Origin of the sequence: Embleya sp. NPDC127516, from assembly GCF_044765325.1 — a bacterium.
Classification (GTDB): domain Bacteria; phylum Actinomycetota; class Actinomycetes; order Streptomycetales; family Streptomycetaceae; genus Embleya.
Window position 1 is genome coordinate 321,028 of the sequence record NZ_JBIWJT010000007.1, and the last position, 21,588, is coordinate 342,615.

Here is a 21,588-nt window from a genome sequence, read left to right on the forward strand (position 1 = left end):
TTCCGATCGCTCTAGCCTCGGGGAAGCGCCGCCGAGAGGCTCCGACGCGACCGTTGAGCTCCAGCCCCGAACCGGCACCCGCCTCACCTCAGGCGGGGGCCGGTTTCGGTGAGTCGACCGGATACCCGTTGCCCGGGTCCGCGACCCGGCGCTCGCGGAACCGGGTCGACCCAGGATCGGGGGCCGCCCGGACGGGCCGACCAGGATGGAGAAAGCCATGGCACGACGTCTGCGTCTGGACGACCTGACCGCGATCACGGTGCCGGCCGAGCCGGCCGTGTCGCCCGACGGCACCCGGGTGGTCTACACCCTGGTCGGCGTCGACGCGGCGAAGGACCGCAACGTGCGCTCGCTGTGGTGGGTCCCGACCTCGGGCGGCGAGCCCCAGCGGCTCACCGAAGGCCCCTCGGACAGCACCGCGGTGTGGTCGCCGGACGGGACCCGGGTGGCGTTCCTGCGCGCCGTCGACGGCCCGCCGCAATTGTGGGTGCTGCCGATCGAGGGTGGCGACGCGCGTCAGGTGACCCGCCTGCCGATGGGCGCCGGCCGCGCGCTGTGGAGCCCCGACGGCACCCGCGTGGCGTTCGGTGCCGTGATCGACACCTACGCGACGGCGGACGAGGACGAGTCCGCCCGGGCCGCCCGGGCGAAGGCGCCGCTGGTCATCGACCGCGTGGACTACCAGGTGGACGGCGCGGGCATGCTGGGCAGCCTGCGCCGGCACGTGCACGTGGTGGACGTGGCTTCCGGCGAGGTCACCCGGGTGACCGAGGGCGCCTGGAACGCGACCGACCCGGCCTGGTCGCCGGACGGCACGCGGCTGGCCTACGCCGCCGGCCCGGACGCGGACGCGGACCTGACCATGCGTTCGGCGGCGTACGTCGTCGACCTCGCCACCCCCGCCGCGCCCGCCGAACGGGTCGGGTCGGCGGAAGGCATGGTGGGTTGGGTCGACTTCACCCCGGACGGCGAGTCACTGCTCGTGCTGGGCGCCGAGCAGACCCGCACCGGGCACACCCGGATACTGCGGGTGCCGCTCGCCGGCGGCCCCACCGTCGACCTGACCGGAGCCCTGGACCGCAATGTGATGCCGGGCGGCTCCGGCTACCCGGGCGGCCTGCCGCAGCCGACGCCCGACGGCCGCGAACTCCTGTTCTGCCTCCGCGAGGCCGGCAACACCCACCTGTACGCGCTCGACCTCGAAAGCGGCGACGCGCGCCTGGTGGTCGGCGACACCGGAAGCTCCGTCTCGGGCCTGTCCGTGTCCCGCAGCCCCGGTGGCGTCGCGTTCGTGCTGTCCACCACCACCTCGTACGGCGAGATCGCCATGGTCGATCCGGACGGCGGCACCGAGCGGGTGCTCACCGCGCACGGCACGCAGGCCCTGCCGGACGTGGAGCTGTTCACCCCGATCGACCGCCGGTTCACCACCTCCGACGGAACCGTGGTGCACGGCCGCCTGCTGCGCGACCCGCAGGTGACCGGCCCCACCCCGCTGCTGCTGGACATCCACGGCGGACCGCACAACGCGTGGACCGGTACGGCCGACTCGGTGCACCTCTACCACCAGGAACTGGTCGCCCGCGGCTGGACGATCCTGACCCTCAACCCCCGGGCCAGCGACGGTTACGGCGAGGACTTCTACGCCGCCACCGTCGGCAACTGGGGCACGATGGACGCCCCGGACTTCCTGGAGCCGCTGGACGAACTGGTCGCCGAGGGCATCGCCGACGCGCAGCGGCTGGCCGTCACCGGCTACAGCTACGGCGGCTACATGACCTGCTATCTCACCAGCCGCGACCAGCGCTTCGCGGCGGCCGTCGCGGGCGGCGTGGTCAGCGACCTGAACAGCATGGCCGGCACCTCCGACCTGGGCTCCTACATGGGCTGGGCCGAGTTCGGCGGCACCCCGTGGGACGACGTCGACCTGTACACGCGGTCGAACCCGTTCACCAAGGTCGGCGACGTGCGCACGCCCACGCTGATCCTGCAGGGCGCCGCCGACGTGCGGTGTCCGCTCGGCCAGGCCCAGCAGTGGTTCGGCGCGCTGCGCGAACGCGACGTACCCGCCCGGATGGTGCTCTACCCCGACGGCTCGCACCTGTTCATCCTCGACGGCCCGCCCTCGCACCGGCTGGACTGGAACCGCCGGATCGTCGACTGGGTCGAGCGCTACGCCGGATCCGCCGGCCGCACCCGGCCCGCCCCGCTGGACGCCGCGCACTGGCAGCGCCGCCTGTCCACGCTGGCCGAGCGGCACCGGATTCCCGGCGCGACCCTGGGCATCCTGCGCTTGGACGAGCACGCGCCGGACGACCTGGTCGAGGCCGCCTACGGCGTGCTCAACCGGAACACCGGGGTCCCGGTGACCGCGGACAGCGTGTTCCAGATCGGCTCGATCACCAAGCTGTGGACCACTACACTGGCCATGCAACTGGTCGAGGACGGCCTGCTCGACCTGGACCAGCCGCTGATCGAGGTACTGCCCGAACTACGGCTGTCCCGAACTGAGTTGGCCAAGCAGATCACCATGCGGCACCTGCTCACGCACACCAGCGGCATCGAGGGCGACCGGTTCATCGACAGCGGGCGCGGCGACGACTGCTTGGCCCGGTACGTGGCCGGCCTCGAGGACGCGGCGCAGGTGTTCCCGCCCGGCGGCGCATGGTCGTACTGCAACACCGGCTTCAATCTGGCCGGACGGGTGATCGAACACCTCACCGGAAAGACCTGGGACCAAGTGCTGCGCGAGCGGCTGAGCGGGCCGCTGGGCCTGGAGCGCACGATCACACTGCCCGAGGAGGCCCTGCTGCTGCGCGCGGCGGTCGGCCACGTCTCGCAGGACGGCGGCGACCCGCAGGTCGCGCCGGTGTGGATGTTGCCTCGCTCGGCCGGACCCGCCGGTCTGATCGGTTCCACCTCGGCGGAGCTGTTGCGGTTCGTCCGCCTGCACCTGGCCGACGGCGTCACCGCCGACGGCAAGCGACTCCTGGGTGCGGAGCATGTCGTCGCGATGCGCGAGAAGCACGTCGACATGCCCGACCTCGCGGCCATGGACGCGTCGTGGGGCCTGGGCTGGCACCGCTACGCGTGGGACGGCCACGAGGTGGTCGGCCACGACGGCGGCACCATCGGGCAGTACGCGTTCCTCCGGGTCCTGCCCGAACAGGGCCTGGCGGTGGCGCTGTTGACCAACGGCGGAGACGCGCCGGAGTTGTACGAGGACCTGTTCCGGGAGATCTTCGCCGAGGTCGCGCAGGTCGCGTTGCCCGCGCCGTTCGCCCCGCCCGCACAACCTCCGGCCGTCGACCCGGAACGCTACGTCGGCGTGTACGAACGCGCCATGCAGCGCTTCGAGGTGCGGGCCGGCGCCGAGGGCGAGGGCTTGGTGCTGCGGATCGAACTGACCGGGGAAATAGCGGAAAGCCTGCCGGACGCGGTGCGGGAATTGCCGCTGGTCGCGGTCGCCGAGGACCTGTTCGCGATGCGCGAGCCCGGATCGGTGATCTGGCGCCCGGTGACCTTCGGAACCTTCGAGGGGGGCGGGCGCTACCTGTTCAGCGGTCAGGTCACCCCGCGTCGGGACTGAGCCTCCGGCTCCGCGCGAGCCCACCCTCGGCGGGCCGCGATCGCTCCGCTCCGCTACCGCTCCACCCCGAGACCGCTCCACCCGATACCGCGTCTGCCCCGGACGCGGTCCCGATCACCGCGTTCCCCCCGTGACGCGGTGTCGACCGGCCCGTCGCCCCGGCTCCCTGTGCCGAGGCGGCGGGCCGGTTCGCGTGCGGCCCGGGTCGCGGGTGACGGGGGCGGTCGGGAACGCACTCGCGGGAACGGGGACCACCCGATCGGCTCTCGGCCGGATGCGGCCGGCCGGGTGAGCCATGCGGGTGCCGCGTGCCGGATCGGTCCGGATCGTCCGGTTCGGGCCAGCATGGGCCGGGAGACGCGATCAGCGGACCGTACCCGGCGCGGCCAAGGAGCACGACGATGGACGAGTTGACCACACGGGTCGACGGCATGCTCGACAACCTGTGCGACGACCTGCGGCGACTCACCCGGATTCCGTCGATCGCCTTCCCGGGGTATCCCTCGGAGCCGGTGACCGAGGCCCACGACCTACTGGTCGAGCTGCTGCGCGAGGCCGGCGTGCGGGATGTCGGCGCGTTGCGGCTGCCGGACACCGCGCCGGTGATCACCGGCCACATCCCGCCGCCGCACCCGGACGCGCCGACCGTGCTGCTGTACGGGCACTACGACGTACAGCCCGCCGGCGACGAGACGTTGTGGACGACGCGGCCGTTCGAGCCGACCGACGTCGACGGCGCGATCCACGGGCGCGGCGCGGCCGACGACAAGTCGAACCTGATCGTGCACCTGGGCGCGCTGCGCGCCTTCGACGGGCGTCCGCCGGTGGGCATCCGGATCGTGTTCGAGGGACAGGAGGAGTACGGCAGCGAGTTCGACGACTACCCGCAGGCCCACCCGGACGAGTTCGCCTGCGACGCGATGGTGATCGCCGACATGGGCAACATCCGCCCGGGCACCGGCACGCTGACCGTCGCGCTGCGCGGGGTGGTCGAGGTGATCGTCGAGGTGCGCACCCTCGAAGAGGCCAAGCACAGCGGCAACTTCGGCGGCGCGGCCCCCGACGCGCTGCTGGTGCTGCTGTACGCGCTGTCCGCGTTGCACGACGCGAAGGGCGACGTCACGGTGCCCGGTCTGCGCCGCGAGCAGTGGTCGGGCGGCGGCTGGAACGAGGACGAGTTCCGCCGGCTTGCCGGCATCCGCGACGGCATGCCGCTGATCGGCACCGGGAACCTCGGCTCGCGCCTGTGGTCGGGACCGGCGATCACGGTGACCGGCCTCGACGCGCCCTCGGTTGCGAAGGCCGCGTCCGCCGTGGTGCCGGCCGCCCGGGCGAAGCTCAACATGCGCTGCCACCCGGCCCAGGATCCGGCCCAGGCACAGCGTCTGCTGATCGAGTTCCTGGAGGGCCTGCGGCCGTTCGGGGTACCGCTGACGGTGACCCAGGCCGGGGCGCCCGGGTCCGGGTTCGCCGCGGCCACCGACGGGGTGGCCTACCAGGCGGCGCACGAGGCGCTGCGCACCGCGTGGGGCGCGGAGCCCGTACACGCGGCGGCGGGCGGGTCGATTCCGCTGGTCAACAGCCTGGCGGCGGCCCAACCCGGCGCGGAGATCCTGCTGTTCGGGGCGCAGGACAGCATGTGCAACCTGCACGGGCCCAACGAACGGGTGTTGGTGAGTGAACTGCGCGACGCGGTGGTGGCGGAGGCCGCGTTCTTCACCGCGTACGCCAAACGGTTCCGGCGCGGCTGAGCCGCGGAGCACGACTGCGGTTGTCGTTCGGGCCGTTCGTGCGGTGCCCGTTGACCCACCCCCGTAGCCACCAGCACTCGCAAGGAGCAGCGTGTGAGTACCGATCAAGCCCCGGCCGAGGCCGAGGACGAGGCACCCCCGCCCAAGGGCGGGTTCCGCTTTCCCAGCGCGCTGACGGTGCTGGCGATCGTGACGCTCGCGGTGTGGGCGCTGACGTTCGCGATCCCGGCCGGCGAGTACGAGCGCGGCGAGGACGGCAAGCCGGTCGCGGGCAGCTACCACCACATCAAGTCGCCGGAGGACTTCGTCCAGCGGCTCAACGACCTGTTCCTGTCGCCGGTCAACGGCTTGTACGGGATCAAGGACCCGCAGAGCGGTCAGGTCACGCCGGACAACTCGGGCGATCTGTACGGCAGTGCGGCGGTGTTCCTGTTCGTGCTGGCGATCGGCGCGTTCATCACCGTGGTGTTCGCGACCGGCGCGCTGGATCGAGGCATTGCCCGGCTGGCGCACCGACTGCGCACGCGCGGTGCGGTGTTGATCGCGGCGATCATGACGGTGTTCGCGATCCTCGGCTCGGTCGAGGGCTTCGCCGAGGAGACGCTCGGGTTCTACGGCCTGATCGTGCCGTTGATGCTGGCGCTGGGCTACGACCGGATGGTGGCCACCGGCACGATCATCCTGGGTGCGGGCGTGGGCGTGTTGTGCTCGACGGTCAATCCGTTCGCGACCGGCGTCGCGTCGTCGGCGGCGGGGATCTCGCTGGGCGACGGGATCGTGTTGCGGCTGGCGATGCTGATCGTGCTGACCGCGGTGACCATCCTGTACGTGGTGCGGTACGCCCATCGGGTCAAGGCCGATCCGTCCCGTTCGCTGGTCGGATTCCTGCCGGGGGACCGCGAGGCGGCGGAATCGGCGGCCACCGGCAGCGAGCCGCCGCCGCTGACCCGTACGCATCAGCTGGTCCTGGTCGCGGTGACCATCACCTTCGTGTTCATGATCTTCTCGATCATTCCGTGGGCGCAGGTGCTCACCGGCGAAGCGGACGCCACCCCGTACGGCTGGGAACTGGACTGGTCCTTTGCCCAGTTGGCCGCGCTGTTCATCGTGGCGGCGGTGATCGTCGGGGTGTTGGCCCGGCTCGGCGAGAAGAAGCTGGCGGAGACGATCATCCAGGGCGCGGCCGACTTCATCTCACCGGCGCTGATCATCATGTTGGCGCGCGGGGTCACCGTCATCATGAACAACGCGCAGGTCACCGACACGGTGCTGCACTCGATGGAGGGCGCGGTCTCGGACGCCTCCTCGGCGCTGTTCGGCGTCCTGATCTTCTTGGTGAACCTGCCGCTGGCGTTCCTGATCCCGTCCACGTCGGGGCACGCGACCTTGGCGATGCCGATCCTGGCGCCACTGGCCGACTTCGCGGATGTGCCGAGGGCGTTGGTGGTGACGGCGTGGCAGTCCGCGTCGGGGTGGATGAACCTGTGGGTGCCCACCACCGCGGTGATCATGGGCGGCGTGTCGCTGGCCAAGGTCGGCTACAACCAGTACCTACGGTTCGCAGCGCCGCTGCTCGGGATCTTGTTCGTACTGATCTGCGGGTTCCTGGCGCTGGGCTCGGGGTTGTCCTGACCGGGAGGCGACGGGCCCGGCACGCACGGGCCCGTCGGCGACCGGTGACGTCAGGCACGCAGCGACGCGGTGAGGGCGGTCCACGAGGCTGCGCCGATTATGAGGTGGCCGATGGCCGGGGCTTTGCTGTCCCGGACGGGGACGAGCGTGGCGGCGACGCCGACCTCCACGCAGTTTCCGCCTGCTTGGTTGCTGTAGGAGGACCTGCGCCAGTCGACGGATTGGTATGCGGGCCTGGTCATATGTCCCCTGCCATATATTCGAGCATTTCCAGCGAGAGTACCGGCGGCAGGGCAAGCTGTTGAACGCGTCCGAAGGATGTTTCGTACCGTCGGACATCGGCCGGATCCTCGTACAGGCGACCGTAATCTGCGCCTTCCGTGTAGGCCGCCTCGGAGCCGTTGGGAAGCGTCAACATCGAGAGCGAGCCGCCCATCGAAGGATGCTCTCCCTCCGCGAAGCACAGTACGTGCACCGTGATCTCGGGCAGGTTTGCCATGGCCCGCAGGTGCCGAAGTTGGGTCACCATGATTTCGCGACTGCCGACCGGCCGCTGTAGGACCGACTCATCAAGGATCACCGACAGGCTCGGAGCGTCGGTGCTCTTCAGGCGCTTCTGCCTCGCCAATCTCAGGCGGACCTGCCTTTCCGTTTGCTCCGGATCCAACACGGTCCGCAGAAGGGCGCGCGCGTAGTCCTCCGTCTGGAGCAGTCCTGGCACGGCATGCGCTGCGTACTCCCTGATTTGGGTCGCCTTCTCCGCCAGTTCCATGAACCGCGCCACCCAGTTCGGGAAGCTCTCGCGATCCAGGTAGCCCCAGAGGTCGATCAACAACCCCTCCGCTCCCAGGACTTTGTCCAGGTCTGCCGCCTGTTTCTCCGTCGGAGGATGGCCCAAGGCGCGTTCGATCTGCCCGATGCGTGAGTAGTGCATTCGGTCGGCAGCGTGGCCCAGCTCTGTCTGTGTCATCCCCCGGGCCGTGCGCAGCAGGGCGACGCGTCGTCCGAACAGAGCAGCGAACGACGAGCCGGGGTTCATCTCGGCGACCAAGATCATCCGTTCTTAAGTCTCGAACCTTAAAAACTTGGGGCCTTTGCACCATAGTTCTGCGTGCCGATGCTTGTTCACAGAGTGGCCGAATCAGTACTGGCGGCAACCGAGAGGACAGGTATGCCCACTCCCCAGAGCTATCCCGAAGACCCCCGTGAGTGGACCACGGACGACGTGGCCCGTTTCTGGAAAGCCAACGCCAAGCGCGCCGTCCGTTGCGAACTCTCCGGCCGAATCGGCACGTTCGCCGCCGTCATCAGCCTCCGGGCGTTCGTGCGCCTGCCCGGCGGCACCGAGTTCCGCACCCATTGCGGCAACCTGCGGGTGCTGGAGGAGGCGGGGCGCGATGTATCGCGAGGGGGACTGGGTGGAACCGGCCAACGAGGCGGTGCGCCGGGTGCGTCACCCCGGACAGATCCTGATGGCGCAACCCCTCCCCGACGGGCACCAAAGGCTCACGGTCCAACCCCCGGGTGGCCGGATCGCCTGGGCGATGCCCTCAGACAGCGTGCGCCCGGTCCAACCCCCGGCCCGGCCCGCCCCCTGAACCGCCGCACCGCAGTCACTGGCCTGGCTGCGGTGCGGCCCCGCCTCCCACGCGCGGGAAGACCGAATCGGAGGTACGCCGATGAATGCGCACGACGCACTCGGCCGCATCGGCCACAAGGTCAAACACAAGGACGAGAGCCTGCGAACAACCCACCCGCCCGGCGAAATCGAGCACATCGACCCGCACACCGCCCAGGCTCACATCCAACCCTTCGACCCGCCCCCTATGGATCGCCCCCCTCGCCCACCTCGTCCCGGACGACGCCATCTGGTACCCGAGCGACGGCGCACCCCCCGCCAGATCCAAGCCCTTCCCCATTCCCCCCGGCACCCGAGCCCCACGCAGCTACGGCTGCTACCGCCTTTGACGCCCCCGCGACCATCAGCTCGCATCACGAGGAGCCGGCGGTATGCGCATCCCAGTCATTCGGCGATTGCACCTTCGTTCGCCCCTCGGAACAAGGTCCGGCCGCATCGGCGGTTGTGGTCGCCGGGGCCGGATCGGCTCCAGGTTCCTCGGTGCGGGAGCCGGCCATGCGGCGAAGCAGGGCGGTGACCGGCGCCGTCCGCCGACGCCGACGGCACCGGTGGACGGCCTGGCGCCCACTCCCACGCCGCCCACCGGGCTGCTCCCGTGGCAGGCGCGAGAGAGGGCTACTCTTCGTGCGATCGTGAAGATCACGAACCACGGGGGTGGCGAACGCATGGGATCACGATGGCGTGGCTGGACGGCCGTATTGGCCATGACATTCACCGCAGGCTTCGCGGGGGTGCCCGCCGCGCGCGCTCATTCGACGGATCCCAGTGATCCGCAGGCGAGTACGGCGACGCGCGACGTGCGGGACTGGTTGGCCCATCTGCCCAACCGGGCGCAGAACCGGGTGGTGTCCGGGCAGTTCGCCGGGTACAGCGGGAAGACCTTCTCGTTGGCCCAGGTGAATGAGCTGAAGGCGCAGACCGGCGCGAATCCGGGGCTGTTGGGCTGCGACTACGGGCACGACGGAAACACCATCGACCACACCTGCAACGCGACCTTGAAGGACTGGTCGGCCGCCGGCGGACTGGTCACGGTCAGCGCCCACTTGCCCAATCCCGATCAGCCGGACTGGAACGGGCTGTTCACCAAGTTGCCGACCTTCGACCGGCTCACCGACCGCGGCACCGGCACGGGACAGCGTTGGCACGCGGAGCTGGATCGGGTCGCCGAGGGTCTGCGCGAACTCGCCGCCGCGAACGTGCCGGTGCTGTTCCGGCCGCTGCACGAGATGAACGGCGACTCGTTCTGGTGGAGCGCGCAGGACCCGCAGACCTTCGCCGAGGTGTGGCGGGACATGTACACCTACCTGACCGACGTCAAGGGCCTGCACAACCTGCTGTGGGTGTACGCGCCGGACTGCAACTACGGCAAGCGCTCGTCCTACTACGCGGGCGGCGCGTACACCGACGTGGTCGGCCTCGACTGCTACGTCCGCGAGCCCGCGGCGGTCCAGGGATACGACGAACTGGTCTCGCTGGGCAAGCCGTTCGCGTTCGCCGAGATCGGTCCGCGCAGCGGTGCCGGTGGTTCGATCGAGGCGCCGCTCGACTACGGGAAGTGGATCGACGCGATCCGCACCCGATTCCCGGCCACCGCCTACTTCATGGCGTGGAACGACCAGTGGCGTCCGACCGCCAACACCGGCGCGGGCCGACTGATGACCGACCCGTGGACGATCGTGCGCGGCGAGATCGCGACCGCGGCGCGCACCGAGGGCGCACCCGCCCCGGTCGGCACACCTGTTCCGCTCGCCGACTTCGAAACCGACACCCAGGGCTGGGGCGGTTATCGCGTGCTCGCCGGACCGTGGTCGGTGACCGAATGGGCCGCGCAGGGCAGCCGATCCCTCAAGGCGGACATCGACCTCGCCGCACCGGAGGCTTACCTGAACCGGGTCGCGCCACGCGACCTGTCCGCCTACCGGGCGCTGACCGCTACCGTGCGCACCGCCGAGTGGGGCAACCATGCAGCCGGTACCACCGCCAAGCTCTACGTGCGCACCGGCGCCGGGATGACCTGGTACGACGGGGGAGCGGTCCGGATCGGCCCGGACGGCGCCGTGTTGCGCCTGGACCTCGGTCGGGTCACCGACCTGCGGGACGTACGCGAGATCGGCGTGCTGTTCACCTCCGCACCGGGCGCGAGCGGACGAACAGCGGTGTACGTGGACGATGTTGCCGCGATCGCACCGCCGACCGTGGTGTCCGGCTTCGAGTCCGGGACGGACGGCTGGACCGGATACCTGACCGGCACCGCGCCGGCGAGCAGCGCCGAATGGGCGAGCGAGGGCACCCGCTCGCTGCGCGCCGAGATCGACCTGGCGGCACCCGAGTCCTACCTGAACCGCCGGGCCGTCCTGGACCTGACGGGACGTCGGGTACTCGCCGTCACGGTCCGTTCCGGCGCCTCGGGCGGCACCGCCAAGCTCTACGTGAAGACCAGCGCCTCGAACACCTGGTACGACGCGGGTGCCGTCCCGCTAAGTCCCGAACCCCGCACACTCACCCTCAACCTGGCCGCCGTGGGCTCCCTCCACGACGTCCGGGAGATCGGCGTGCAATTCGAGCGCCGGAACGGCGGGTCCGGCACGGCTCCGATCTTCGTCGACGAGGTCACGGTGCGCTGATCGGGCGCTGAACGGGCGGCGATCGGGGGTTGATCGGGCGCCGATCGGCCGCTTGCGGGCCGAACCCGGGACCGGCGCGCCGGTGCGTCGGTCCCGGGGGTGCGGGGGTGTGCCGACGGGGCGCGGTCAGGCGGGTTCGGTGGCGCGCTCCGGCTCCGGTGCCCCCGATGCCTCGGCCTCGCCCGTCGCCTCGGCGGCCTGCTTCGCCTCGACCGCCCGTTCCACCTCGGCCAACCGGTCGAGCAGGGCCGGCGGCAGCGGGCCGACCAGGGTGCCGGCGAAGGCGTGCCGCAGGGCGGCGGCGCGCATCTCGGCGACCAGGGTCTGGGTGACGGTGCCCGGGACGACCCAGCCGCCGTGCAGGTGGCCGAGTACCCGCATGCCGGCGGCGGGCACATCTGCCGCGCGCAGCCGGGCCAGGTACTCCTCGGCCTGGTCGCGCAGCGGGTCGTGTTCGGCAACGAAGATCAACGCCGGGGCCAGCCCCGACAGATCGGTGCCGTGCAGCGGCGAGACCAGCGGGTCGGTGGCGTCGGCGGAGTCGGCCAGGTAGTGCCGGGCGAATATGTTGAACTCGGTGGGCGTCAGGCCCGGTTTGCGCCGTGCGCCGGGCACGACCGGCTCCTCCGCCATCGGAGTCAGGTCGACGGCGGCGGCGTCGAGCACCTGGAGGCTGGGCTGCGGCAGACCCCGATCGCGCAGCGCCAGGCACATCGCGGCGGCGAGGTTGCCGCCCGCACTGGCGCCCCCGATGGCCACCTTGGTCGCGTCGATGCCCAATGCGGCGGCATTCTCCAACAGCCACGCGTAGGCGGCGAGGCAGTCCTCCAGCGGGGTGGGGAAGGGATGTTCGGGGGCGAGCCGGTAGTCGACGTTGACCACGGCACACGGGACGAGCGAGGCGACCGGTCCGCACTCGGCCTCGGCGGTGTCCAGATTGCCCAGCACCCAGCCGCCGCCGTGCAGGAAGAAGTAGGCAGGCACCGGGGTTTCCGGCTGCTTGGGTCGCAACACCCTTACGGCGATGGTGCCGTCGGTGACCGGCACCCGGTGCTCGGTGACCTCGAGGTCGGGTCCGTACGGGAACTTGACCAGGGTCATCACGGCGGCCGACTGCGCGCGCCGCACGTTCAGGTCGGCGCTCTCGGGCTGGGCCCCGGCGGCGACACGCTCCAAGAGCCGGCGCACGGGCGGGTCGATGATCATGGGCTTCTCCTTCGCTGAACCGGCCGTCGAGCCGGGGTCGGTGGGGACACGGGCGGTGCTCTCGGTGCCGCGATCGATGCCGGTCGCGGCACCGCGCCCGGCGCCGTTCTCGACCTCGGGCGGCCCATCGGTCTGGGCATCCCGCTCGTGCAGGGCGTCGATCCGCCCGGTGGTGATCACCCGCCGATAGGCGCGTGCGCTGGGGCGGACGATCCGGCGCAGGTCGTCGTCGCGGTCGATGCCGACCAGCCCGAAGCGGGGCCGATAGCCGTGCGTCCACTCGAAGTTGTCGAACGCGGACCAGTGCAGATAGCCGCGTACGTCCACGCCGTCGGCGAGCGCGGCCCGTACCGCCCGCAGGTGGCTGTCCAGATAGGCGACGCGCTCGGTGTCGTCGGTCGTGGCGATGCCGTTCTCGGTGATGTAGATCGGCAGACCGGTGACCTTGCCGGCCTGGCGGAGCATCTCGGTCAGGCCCCCGGGGTAGACCTCCCAGCCCATCTGTGTCGTGGGCGCGCCCGGCGGCGCGTTGCCGAGGTCGGAGTGCTCGGCGGCGGCGTCCGCCCGGGCCCGCGTGTAGTACTGGACGCCGACCCAGTCGCCGGGGTCGGCGGTGTCGCGCAGGTGCTCCAGGTGCCGCTGGACCAGCACGTCCCGGAACCAGTCGGCGAGTTCGGCGTCCCGGGGGCTGTCCGGGTCGGCCGGTTGGATGAACGGGAGTTGCAGGCACACGCCGGACCGGGTGTCCGGCGAGGTCGCCCGCAGTGCGGCCACCGCGGCGTCGTGCGCACGCATCAGCGTGTGGTTGACCGCGACGGTCTCGCCCCGATCGCGGTGCCCGGGTGGGTGGTTGCCCTTGAGATAGCCGTTGAACGCGACGATCTGCGGCTCGTTGATCGTGCACGCGAACGGGATTCGATCGCCCAGGCGTCGCCCGACCTCCTCGGCGAAGGCGCCGAAGACCTCGGCGGCGTCGTCGGCGAGCCAGCCGCCGCGCGCGGCGAACCAGCGCGGCAGGGTGAAGTGGTGCAGCGTGACGAACGCGGTGATGTCGTGCCCGCGCAGCCCGTCCAGCACCCGGGCGTAGTGGTCGAAGGCGGCGAGGTCCCACACCCCGGGCCCGAGGGCCAGCCGGGACCACTCGATCGACAGGCGGTGCGCGTTGTGCCCGAGTTCGGCCAGCAGCGCGATGTCGGTGGGCCAGCGCTCCCACTGGGCGATCCCGGGACCGCTGACCTCGGCGGTATGTCCGGCGTTCTCCCAGTCGACCCAGTCGTTGGCGCCCTGACCGCCCTCGACCTGATGGGCCGCGGTGGACGCGCCCCACAGGAAGTCGGCCGGGAAGTCCCGAACCGGGAAGTCCGCTACCGGGCAGCCGTGTTCCGCGAGGTCCCGTGCGCCGGGTGTACTCATCCTTGTACCTCCTCCTCGGGTGTGCCGGCGGTGACCGGCTCGGTGTCGGCGGCCAGGTCCCGGATCAGGGTTCGCGAGTACTCCTCGATGCAGACGACGAGGTCGACCATCTCGGGGTCGAGCAGCCACTGCGAGGCGATGCCGTCCAACGTCGCGAGGATCTCGATCGCCTTGAGCTGCGGGTCGACGTCGGGGCGCATCTCCCCGCCGTGCTGGCCGTCGCGGATCATCCCGGCGACGACGGTGCGCATGTCGCGGTAGCGGCGTACGAAGAAGTCGTGTTCGGGGTCGCCCGGGTCCAGGTTCTCCGCGAGCAGCACCGCGAAAAGCTTGGCCAGGCCCGGCTGGTCACGGTTGCGGTGAGCGAACGCGGGCATCTCGCGCAACGCCTGGAGCCCGCCCACTTCGGCGATGTCCCGGGCGAACGCCTGGCTTTGCAGGTCCCGGTGCTCCACCACGGCACGGAGCAGGCCCTGCTTGCTGCCGAAGTGGTAGAGCAGGCCGGGTTCGGTGATGCCGACGCGTTGGGCCACTTCCGTCATGCCGGTGCCGCGGAAGCCGGCGCGGGCGAACAGCTCGGACGCGGCGGCGACGATCTCCCGCCGCCGTTCGGCGCCCTTCGCGGTGGCCGCCTTGGCCGCCCGGGCGCGGCCGACGGTGGGTTTACGTGCATCCGAATTCTCAGTCACATCGCCACTCTAGATTATTTACTTAGTTGTTAGTAAGTTCCTTGGAGTCGAAAGTCCACGACATCCTGGATCGGAGCTCACGCCATGAGCAGATCGAGACTCGTCCTCGCGTTGGCCGCGCTGACCCTGACCCTGACCGTCGCACCGACCGCCTCCGCCGGGGGTGGGCAATCGGACAAGAGCCTGACCAGCCCCCTGGCCGAGACGGTCTGGCTGTGTCGACCCGGCCTGCCCACCAACCCCTGCAACCAGGACCTCGCCGGCAATCCGCAGACCCCCGGACCCGGCGGCGCCTTCACAGCGCGTTACTTCAACGGGGCGACCACCACCCTCGACGCGACCGCCGTGCACCCCGACGGCTCGCGCACCCCCGAGCCCTTCGCCGGCCCCACCGACCCCCAGGTCGACTGCTTCTACGCGTACCCCACCATCGATCTGCTGCCCAACCCGCTGCTGCGCCTGGGTTCGCTGCCGCCCATCCCCTCGAACAGCGAACTCGCCGGCACCCTGATGCAACTCGGCCGATTCACCGACACGTGCCGCGTGTTCGCCCCCGTGTACCGACAGGCGTCGCTGACCGAACTCCTGGTCGGCGGCTTGGGCATCCCACCGGACGCCGAGACCGGGTCGATGGACGTACGCGACGCCTGGCGCGACTACTGGGCCAACCACAACACCGACCCGGTCACCCACAAGCGGCGTGGCGTGGTCATCCTCGGCCACTCGCAGGGCACCGGCGTGCTGACCCGGATGATGCAGCAGGAAATCGACGGCAACCCGGCCGTGCAGGACCGGTTGGTGTCGGCAGTGCTGCTCGGCGGCTACATCCAGGTGCCGATCGGCGGCACCCAGGGAGGCGGCAACGATTCCGCGTCCACCTTCCAACGCATCCCCACCTGCGTCCGGTCCGGACCCCAGGCGCCGATCCCGACGGGGTGCGTGGTCGCCTACAACGGCTACGCACTGCCCGACGGCGGACCGTTGCCCGCCGGATCCGCCTTCGGGCGCTCCACGGTGCCCGGTCACCGGATCGCCTGCGTCAACCCGGCCGCACTGCTGCGCGGCGCACCCGCCGACGGCGTGACGCCAGTGGACATGTACATGCCGACCAGACGGCTCGTGAGCGGCAACTGGCTCAACCCGCGCGGCCACCTGGGTCACCTGCTCAGCTCGTACGACCTGGCCGACGACCCGTCCGGCTACACCCGATATCCGAACAAGGTGAGCGCGCGCTGCGCCTTCACCCAGGACTCGACCGGCACCGCGAGCTGGCTCGATGTCACGGGTGGTGACGGCCTGTTCCCTCAGGCCGGCCTGTCCGCCGTGCTGGGCACCCACACGGTCGACTACAACCTCGCCATGGGCGACCTGTCCGCCCTGATCAGCGCGCAGGCGAGCACCTGGCGCGCGGCCCACCCCGGCTAGCCGCACCCGAGAAGAACACGCGGTCGACCGCCGAGCGCACCCGTACCCGGGAGCCGCTCGGACGGTGATTCGAGCATGCCGCAAAAGTCGGCCGAAATGCCCGGCAGCCATGGGGTCGGACCCGCAGCGGCCACCATTTCGGCCGACCCATCGGATCGAAGAATTCGATTTCCGAATTCGTCCCGCGAATTCGACTAAGGACCAGTCATGACCATCCTGGGACGCCGCCGCGTAGCGGCCCTCGCCACCGCCGCCCTCGTGGTGACCGCCGCCGCCGGTTGCGGTGGCTCGAACACCTCGAAGTCCACCCGCGGCAAGACCCTGACGCTGGCCGCTGCGGCCGACGCGACCAGCCTGGACCCGGCCAAGGGCGCCGGCGGCAACGGACTCGCCTACCTGCAACCGCTGTACGACTCGCTCACGACGGTCAATCCGGACCAGAGCGTGGGCCCCGGACTGGCCTCCTCGTGGGCCTACACCGACCCGGAGCGCCGACACCTGCGGATGACCCTGCGCGAGGGCGTCACCTTCTCCGACGGCACACCCTTCGACGCGACCGTGGTCAAGCAGAACCTGGAACGCACCGCCGCCGCCAACGGCCCGTCCTCGTTCGCCGTCGCCGCGATCGCCGGCATCACCGTGACCGGGCCCACCGTGGTCGAACTGGCCCTGAAGACCCCGGACCCGTCGCTGCTGTACAACTTCGGCCTGGTCGCCGGGATGATGCTCAGCCCGACGGCCTTCGGCGACGCGAACGCGCAACCGGTGGGCAGCGGCCCGTACATCCTGGACACCGCGCACACCACTCGCGGCGACCGCTACACCTATACCCGCAACCCGCGCCGCCAGGACCACGCCGCGTACCCGTTCGAGAAGATCGTGATCAAGGCGATCCCGGACACCAACGCCCGCACCACCGCGCTGCTCACCGGCCAGGCCGACGCCGGACTCGGTGCGCCCGCCCGGATGGACGCCGCCAAGCACGCCGGGCTCACCGTCACCCGCCAGCCCGGCCAGGTCACCGGCATGTGGCTGGTCGACCGCGAGGGCAAGGTCGCCCCGCAGCTCAAGGACGCCCGGGTGCGCCGGGCGATCAACCACGCGATCGACGGCCCCGGCATCCTCAAGGCGATCATGGCCGGCGTCGGCAGCCCCACCACGCAGATGTTCGCCGCCGGATCCCCGGCCTACGATCCGGAATTGGACCGCGCCTACCCTTACGATCCGGCCCGGGCCAAGCAGTTGCTCGCCGAGGCGGGTCTCGCCGACGGCTTCAAGCTCACCCTGCCCAGCGAGAACGCGTTCGTGCCCGCGCTGTACCCCGTGCTGGCCGAGCAGTTGAACCAGGTCGGGATCAAGGTCGAATACACGCCGGTCAGCACCAACCAGCTCTCCCAGCAGTACTTCAGCGGCCGTTTTCCGGCGTTCATGTACGTCTGGGGCACGTCACAGAACTGGATCGACGCGTTCGCGCTGTTGTCCCCGGCGATGCCCACCAACCCGTTCAAGGTGGCCGACCCGGTGATCACCGACCTGCTCGCGCGCATCGCGACCTCCCCCGACGACGCGCAGGGCCCGCTGTACCGGCAACTCAACACCCACGTCGTCGAACAGGCTTGGTTCGCACCGCTGTTCCGCGGTGACAACGTGCTCTTCTCGGCCAAGTCGGTCAGCCTGAGCAACCGACCCGGGCAGACGTTCATGTCCTTGACCGACTACAAGCCCGCCTCCTGAGCCGCGCGATGATCGGCTTCCTCGCCCGACGTGTGCTGTCGGCCGTCGTCCTCCTGCTGGTGGTCTCCGCGCTGACCTTCTTCCTGATGGACCTGCTGCCCGACCCCGGGCAGGGCATCCTCGGTGTCTCCGCGACGCCCGAACAACTCGACGCCAAGAAAGCCGAGTTGGGCCTGGATCGGCCGGTCGTGGTGCGCTGGCTGGACTGGCTCGGCGCCGCCGTGCAGGGCGATCTGGGCACCTCGTGGACCACCGGCCTGGACGTGAGCGACTCGATCGGCACCAAGTTGCCGGTGACCCTGTCGCTCACCCTCACCGCGACGCTCGTGTGTGCGCTGCTGGGCATCGGCCTCGGGCTGTTCGCGGCGATCCGGCGCGGCGCCGTGGACCGTTCGGTGCACATCCTGGCGGTGGCCGGCTTCGCGGTGCCCGGCCTGTGGGTGGGCATCCTGCTGGTCACGCTGTTCGCGGTCCGCCTGGAGGTACTGCCCGCGACCGGCTACGTGCCGTTCGCCGATTCCCCCGGCGACTGGGCACGTTCGCTCGTACTCCCGGTGGCCACGATCGCGGTCGCGGGCGTCGCGGCGATCGCCCAACAGACCCGCAACGCGGTCGCCGAGGTACTCGAACGCGACTACATACGCACCCTGCGCAGCCGCGGACTGCCCGCCCGGCGGGTGCTGTTCGTGCACGTGCTGCGCAACGCCACCCCACCCGCGTTGACCGTGGTCGGCCTGCAGTTCATCGGGCTGCTCGGCGGCGCTCTCGTCATCGAACAGATCTTCGCGCTGCCCGGCCTGGGCTCGTTGGCGATCGGCGCGACCTCGCAATCGGATGTACCCACCGTGCAGGGGGTGGTCCTGGTCAGTGTCTGCGTCGTGGTCACCGTCAACCTGGTCGTCGACCTGGCGACCGGCGCGCTCGATCCGAAAGTCGGCATGCGATGAACGACAACCAGACCCCCTCGGTCGCCCCGACGACCGCCGTGCTCCCGGCGCCGGCCCCGGCGGCCGGCGTCGAACCGGCCCCCGGCGCACCCGCACCGCCCGCACCGCCCGCCGCGCCCCGCCGGCGCGGCCCCGCCGGGCGCTTCGTCCGGGACCCGGTCGCGGTCACCGCCGCGGCCGTCCTGCTGCTCGTCGTCGTCACCGGCGCGGGTGCCGGCCTGATCGCCGAACACGGTCCGAACAGCGCGGCGTTGGACGCGGTGTTGGCCGACCCGTCCGGGAAGCACCCGCTGGGCGGCGACGGTTCCGGGCGCGACGTGCTCAGCCGGCTGCTGTACGGCAGCCGGACCAGCCTGCTGGCCGGCTCGATCACCACGTGCGTCGCGCTGCTGATCGGCGTCCCCACCGGACTCGTCGCAGGCTACGTCGGCGGCTGGTGGGACGCGGTGTCGAGCTGGGTCGCCAACGTGTTCCTCGCGCTGCCCGGCATCGTGGTCCTGCTCGCCCTGGTCGCGGTGCACGGCCCCGGCCTGGCCGTGTCGATGATCGTGCTCGGCGTGCTCACCGCCGCGCCGGTCTTCCGCCTGGTCCGCGGCGAGGTGCGGCGCGTGCGCGGCGAACCGTACGTGGACGCCGCGCGTGTCGCGGGCCTGTCCGATCTGCGGATCATGCGGCGACACATCCTGCGCGTGGTGCGAGTCCCGATCATCACCCAGGCGTCGCTGATCTTCGGCCTGGCCATGATCATCGAATCCGGCATCGCCTTCCTCGGCCTCGGCGAGGCCGACCGGGCGAGTTGGGGTGCGATGCTGGGCGACGCCTCCACACACGTCTACGACACCGCCCTGCTGTCGGTGTGGCCCGGCGCGGCGATCACGCTGACCGTACTCGCGGTCACCCTGTCGGGCGCGGGCCTGCGCGACGCCTTCGGCGAGGTGCCCCGGCCGGTCCGGGCGCCGCGCCGGCGGGCGATCCGAGGGGCGGCGCGCGGACCGGGCCGCGCCGCCGGGGCGGCGTCGGCCGGGGTGGCGGCGCCGGCGGGCACGACGACGGTCGGCACCGACGTACTGCTCGCGGTCGAAGGACTGCGGGTGGCCTACCCCACCCCCGACGGCGAGGCCGCCGTCGTCGACACGGTCACGCTCACCGTGCACCGGGGCGAAATCCTGGGCCTGGTCGGCGAATCGGGATGCGGCAAGACCCAGACCGCGCTGGCCGTGCTGCGCCTGCTGCCCGCGGGCGGCGCGATCCGCGCCGGCCGGGTCGAGTTCGACGGGCAGGATCTCGCCACGCTGTCCGAACGCGGCGTCAACGCGCTGCGCGGGCGCCGGATCGGCTACATCCCGCAGGACCCGATGTCCAACCTCGACCCGAGCTTTCGGATCGGCAGCCAACTCACCGAGCCGCTGCGTGCCCACCTCGGCCTCTCCCGCGACGCCGCCCGCCGACGCGCGCTGGAACTGCTGGACCGGGTGGGCATCACCGACCCACCCCGGGTGTTCGACGCCTATCCGCACCAGATCTCCGGCGGCATGGCCCAGCGCGTGCTGATCGCGTGCGCCGTCGCGTGCGAGCCCGACCTGCTGATCGCCGACGAGCCCACCACCGCGCTCGACGTCACCGTCCAGGCCGAGATCCTCGACCTGCTGCGATCGCTCCAGCGCGAGCACGACATGGGCGTCGTACTGGTCACCCACGACCTCGGCGTGGTCGCCGACCTGTGCGATCGGGTCGCGGTGATGTACGCGGGCGAGATCGTCGAGACGGCGACCTCGGCGGATCTGTTCGCCCGACCGGCCCACCCGTACACGGCCGCGCTGTTGGCCGCGATCCCGCCCGCCGAGGGCGGCGCCGACCGGGGCCCGCTGCGCACCATCCCGGACCGGGTGCCCTCGGTCCGGGACCGGCCCACCGGTTGCCGATTCGCGCCGCGTTGCGCGTACGCCGCACCCGAGTGCGCCGTCCACCCGCAACCGAGCAACCACGGAACCGGCGCGGTGCGCTGCGCCCGGGTGCAGAACGAGGTGATCGCATGGACACGTTGAGGCGGGAATCCGATGCGGCGGCGTCGAACGGCACGAAGCCCGCTCCCGATCCGCTCCTGCGCATCGAGAACCTGGTGGTCGAATACCGCACCGCCGGCCGGCGCAAGCCGCCGCTGCGGGTGCTGCACGAGGTGAGCCTGGACGTGCGTCCGCACGAAACCGTGGGTCTTGTCGGCGAGTCCGGCTCGGGCAAGACCACCCTGGGCCGTGCGGTGCTCGGCCTGGTCCCGGTCGCGGCCGGCACGATCGCCTTCGACGGGAGCCGGATCGACGGCCTGACCCGGCGCGCCCGACGCGCGCTGAGCCGGGACATCCAGGTGATCTTCCAGGATCCGTACGGTTCGCTGAACCCGTCGATGACCATCGGCGACATCCTCACCGAACCGCTCACCGCCGGGCGCACGCACACCCGAGCCGCCGCCCGGGCCCTGATCGGTGAACTCCTGGACGCGGTGGGCCTGCCGACGGACACGGCGGACCGGCTCGCCCGCGAGTTGTCCGGCGGGCAGCGCCAACGGGTCGCCATCGCCCGCGCCCTCGCGCCCGGGCCGCGCCTGATCATCTGCGACGAGCCGGTCAGCGCGCTGGACCTGTCCACCCGGGCCCAGGTGCTCAACCTGCTCGTCGAACTCCAGCAACGCACGGGCGTGGCCTACCTGTTCATCGCGCACGACCTGTCGGTGGTGGGCCACGTCAGCGACCGCGTCGCGGTGATGTCGAAGGGCGCGATCGTCGAATGCGACGACGCGCGGCGGATCACCACCGAGCCCGCGCACCCCTACACCCGCAATCTGCTGCTCGCCGCACCGGTGCCCGATCCGGCCCGGCAGGCCGACCGCCGGGCCGCGCGACATCGGCTCGCGCGGGAGGGCGCGGCGCGGTGATCCGCCGGGT

The 21,588-nt window shown here is 71.2% G+C and carries 13 protein-coding genes; 9 read left to right on the plus strand and 4 right to left on the minus strand.

Annotated features, from left to right (window positions below; translation table 11 throughout):
• Nucleotides 1-217: 217 nt before the first annotated feature.
• The 3 genes from ACIRL2_RS16475 to ACIRL2_RS16485 all read left to right on the plus strand — a co-directional run bounded on the left by ACIRL2_RS16475 (nucleotide 218) and on the right by ACIRL2_RS16485 (nucleotide 6,972).
• The gene (locus tag ACIRL2_RS16475) at nucleotides 218-3,589 is read left to right on the plus strand and encodes a serine hydrolase (protein WP_402232669.1); all 3,372 of its coding nucleotides are present in this window, start codon (nucleotides 218-220) and stop codon (nucleotides 3,587-3,589) included.
• Nucleotides 3,590-3,990: 401 nt separating this feature from the next.
• Nucleotides 3,991-5,340, plus strand: coding sequence for a M20/M25/M40 family metallo-hydrolase (locus tag ACIRL2_RS16480; RefSeq protein ID WP_402232672.1), 1,350 nt, complete (start codon nucleotides 3,991-3,993; stop codon nucleotides 5,338-5,340).
• Nucleotides 5,341-5,433: 93 nt separating this feature from the next.
• Nucleotides 5,434-6,972 (plus strand): YfcC family protein, encoded by a 1,539-nt coding sequence (locus ACIRL2_RS16485; RefSeq protein WP_395871474.1) that lies wholly within the window; start codon nucleotides 5,434-5,436, stop codon nucleotides 6,970-6,972.
• A gap of 50 nt (nucleotides 6,973-7,022) precedes the next feature.
• Here ACIRL2_RS16485 and ACIRL2_RS16490 read toward each other — a convergent pair whose 3' ends face one another.
• Nucleotides 7,023-7,214: a DUF397 domain-containing protein gene (locus ACIRL2_RS16490; RefSeq protein WP_402232676.1), complete on the minus strand. Its 192-nt coding sequence runs from the start codon at nucleotides 7,212-7,214 to the stop codon at nucleotides 7,023-7,025.
• Complete coding sequence (locus ACIRL2_RS16495) at nucleotides 7,211-8,029, minus strand: Scr1 family TA system antitoxin-like transcriptional regulator (protein ID WP_395871470.1); 819 nt, start codon at nucleotides 8,027-8,029, stop codon at nucleotides 7,211-7,213. Before ACIRL2_RS16495 ends, ACIRL2_RS16490 begins: the two co-directional genes overlap by 4 nt.
• A gap of 1,286 nt (nucleotides 8,030-9,315) precedes the next feature.
• On the opposite strand from ACIRL2_RS16495, the gene ACIRL2_RS16500 reads away from it, so the two are divergent.
• The gene (locus ACIRL2_RS16500) at nucleotides 9,316-11,235 is read left to right on the plus strand and encodes a glycosyl hydrolase (protein WP_402232679.1); all 1,920 of its coding nucleotides are present in this window, start codon (nucleotides 9,316-9,318) and stop codon (nucleotides 11,233-11,235) included.
• 126 nt (nucleotides 11,236-11,361) lie between these two features.
• Here the strand turns inward: ACIRL2_RS16500 and ACIRL2_RS16505 are convergent, their stop codons facing one another.
• Nucleotides 11,362-13,854: a family 1 glycosylhydrolase gene (locus ACIRL2_RS16505; protein WP_402232682.1), complete on the minus strand. Its 2,493-nt coding sequence runs from the start codon at nucleotides 13,852-13,854 to the stop codon at nucleotides 11,362-11,364.
• Entirely contained in the window at nucleotides 13,851-14,543 is a 693-nt protein-coding gene (locus tag ACIRL2_RS16510) for a TetR/AcrR family transcriptional regulator (protein ID WP_395871460.1), read from the minus strand. The genes ACIRL2_RS16505 and ACIRL2_RS16510 overlap by 4 nt, the downstream gene beginning before the upstream one ends.
• A gap of 84 nt (nucleotides 14,544-14,627) precedes the next feature.
• On the opposite strand from ACIRL2_RS16510, the gene ACIRL2_RS16515 reads away from it, so the two are divergent.
• The 5 genes from ACIRL2_RS16515 (at nucleotide 14,628) to ACIRL2_RS16535 (ending at nucleotide 21,578) form a co-directional block, all read left to right on the plus strand.
• The gene (locus ACIRL2_RS16515) at nucleotides 14,628-15,968 is read left to right on the plus strand and encodes a DUF3089 domain-containing protein (protein ID WP_402232685.1); all 1,341 of its coding nucleotides are present in this window, start codon (nucleotides 14,628-14,630) and stop codon (nucleotides 15,966-15,968) included.
• A gap of 207 nt (nucleotides 15,969-16,175) precedes the next feature.
• Nucleotides 16,176-17,702 carry an ABC transporter substrate-binding protein gene (locus ACIRL2_RS16520; protein ID WP_402232688.1) on the plus strand — a complete coding sequence of 509 codons (1,527 nt, stop codon included), beginning with the start codon at nucleotides 16,176-16,178 and terminating at the stop codon, nucleotides 17,700-17,702.
• An 8-nt stretch (nucleotides 17,703-17,710) separates the two neighbouring features.
• Entirely contained in the window at nucleotides 17,711-18,649 is a 939-nt protein-coding gene (locus tag ACIRL2_RS16525; RefSeq protein WP_395871455.1) for an ABC transporter permease, read from the plus strand.
• Nucleotides 18,646-20,694, plus strand: coding sequence for a dipeptide/oligopeptide/nickel ABC transporter permease/ATP-binding protein (locus ACIRL2_RS16530; protein WP_395871453.1), 2,049 nt, complete (start codon nucleotides 18,646-18,648; stop codon nucleotides 20,692-20,694). The genes ACIRL2_RS16525 and ACIRL2_RS16530 overlap by 4 nt, the downstream gene beginning before the upstream one ends.
• Nucleotides 20,682-21,578: an ATP-binding cassette domain-containing protein gene (locus ACIRL2_RS16535; protein ID WP_402232692.1), complete on the plus strand. Its 897-nt coding sequence runs from the start codon at nucleotides 20,682-20,684 to the stop codon at nucleotides 21,576-21,578. Before ACIRL2_RS16530 ends, ACIRL2_RS16535 begins: the two co-directional genes overlap by 13 nt.
• Nucleotides 21,579-21,588 lie beyond the last annotated feature (10 nt).

Bases quoted from the DNA above. Each gene is read 5' to 3' on its own strand.
- ACIRL2_RS16475 (WP_402232669.1), top strand. From the start codon at position 218: ATGGCACGACGTCTGCGTCTGGACGACCTGACCGCGATCACGGTGCCG.
- ACIRL2_RS16480 (WP_402232672.1), top strand. From the start codon at position 3,991: ATGGACGAGTTGACCACACGGGTCGACGGCATGCTCGACAACCTGTGC.
- ACIRL2_RS16490 (WP_402232676.1), bottom strand. From the start codon at position 7,214: ATGACCAGGCCCGCATACCAATCCGTCGACTGGCGCAGGTCCTCCTAC.
- ACIRL2_RS16495 (WP_395871470.1), bottom strand. From the start codon at position 8,029: ATGATCTTGGTCGCCGAGATGAACCCCGGCTCGTCGTTCGCTGCTCTG.
- ACIRL2_RS16500 (WP_402232679.1), top strand. From the start codon at position 9,316: ATGACATTCACCGCAGGCTTCGCGGGGGTGCCCGCCGCGCGCGCTCAT.
- ACIRL2_RS16505 (WP_402232682.1), bottom strand. From the start codon at position 13,854: ATGAGTACACCCGGCGCACGGGACCTCGCGGAACACGGCTGCCCGGTA.
- ACIRL2_RS16515 (WP_402232685.1), top strand. From the start codon at position 14,628: ATGAGCAGATCGAGACTCGTCCTCGCGTTGGCCGCGCTGACCCTGACC.
- ACIRL2_RS16520 (WP_402232688.1), top strand. From the start codon at position 16,176: ATGACCATCCTGGGACGCCGCCGCGTAGCGGCCCTCGCCACCGCCGCC.
- ACIRL2_RS16525 (WP_395871455.1), top strand. From the start codon at position 17,711: ATGATCGGCTTCCTCGCCCGACGTGTGCTGTCGGCCGTCGTCCTCCTG.
- ACIRL2_RS16530 (WP_395871453.1), top strand. From the start codon at position 18,646: ATGAACGACAACCAGACCCCCTCGGTCGCCCCGACGACCGCCGTGCTC.
- ACIRL2_RS16535 (WP_402232692.1), top strand. From the start codon at position 20,682: ATGGACACGTTGAGGCGGGAATCCGATGCGGCGGCGTCGAACGGCACG.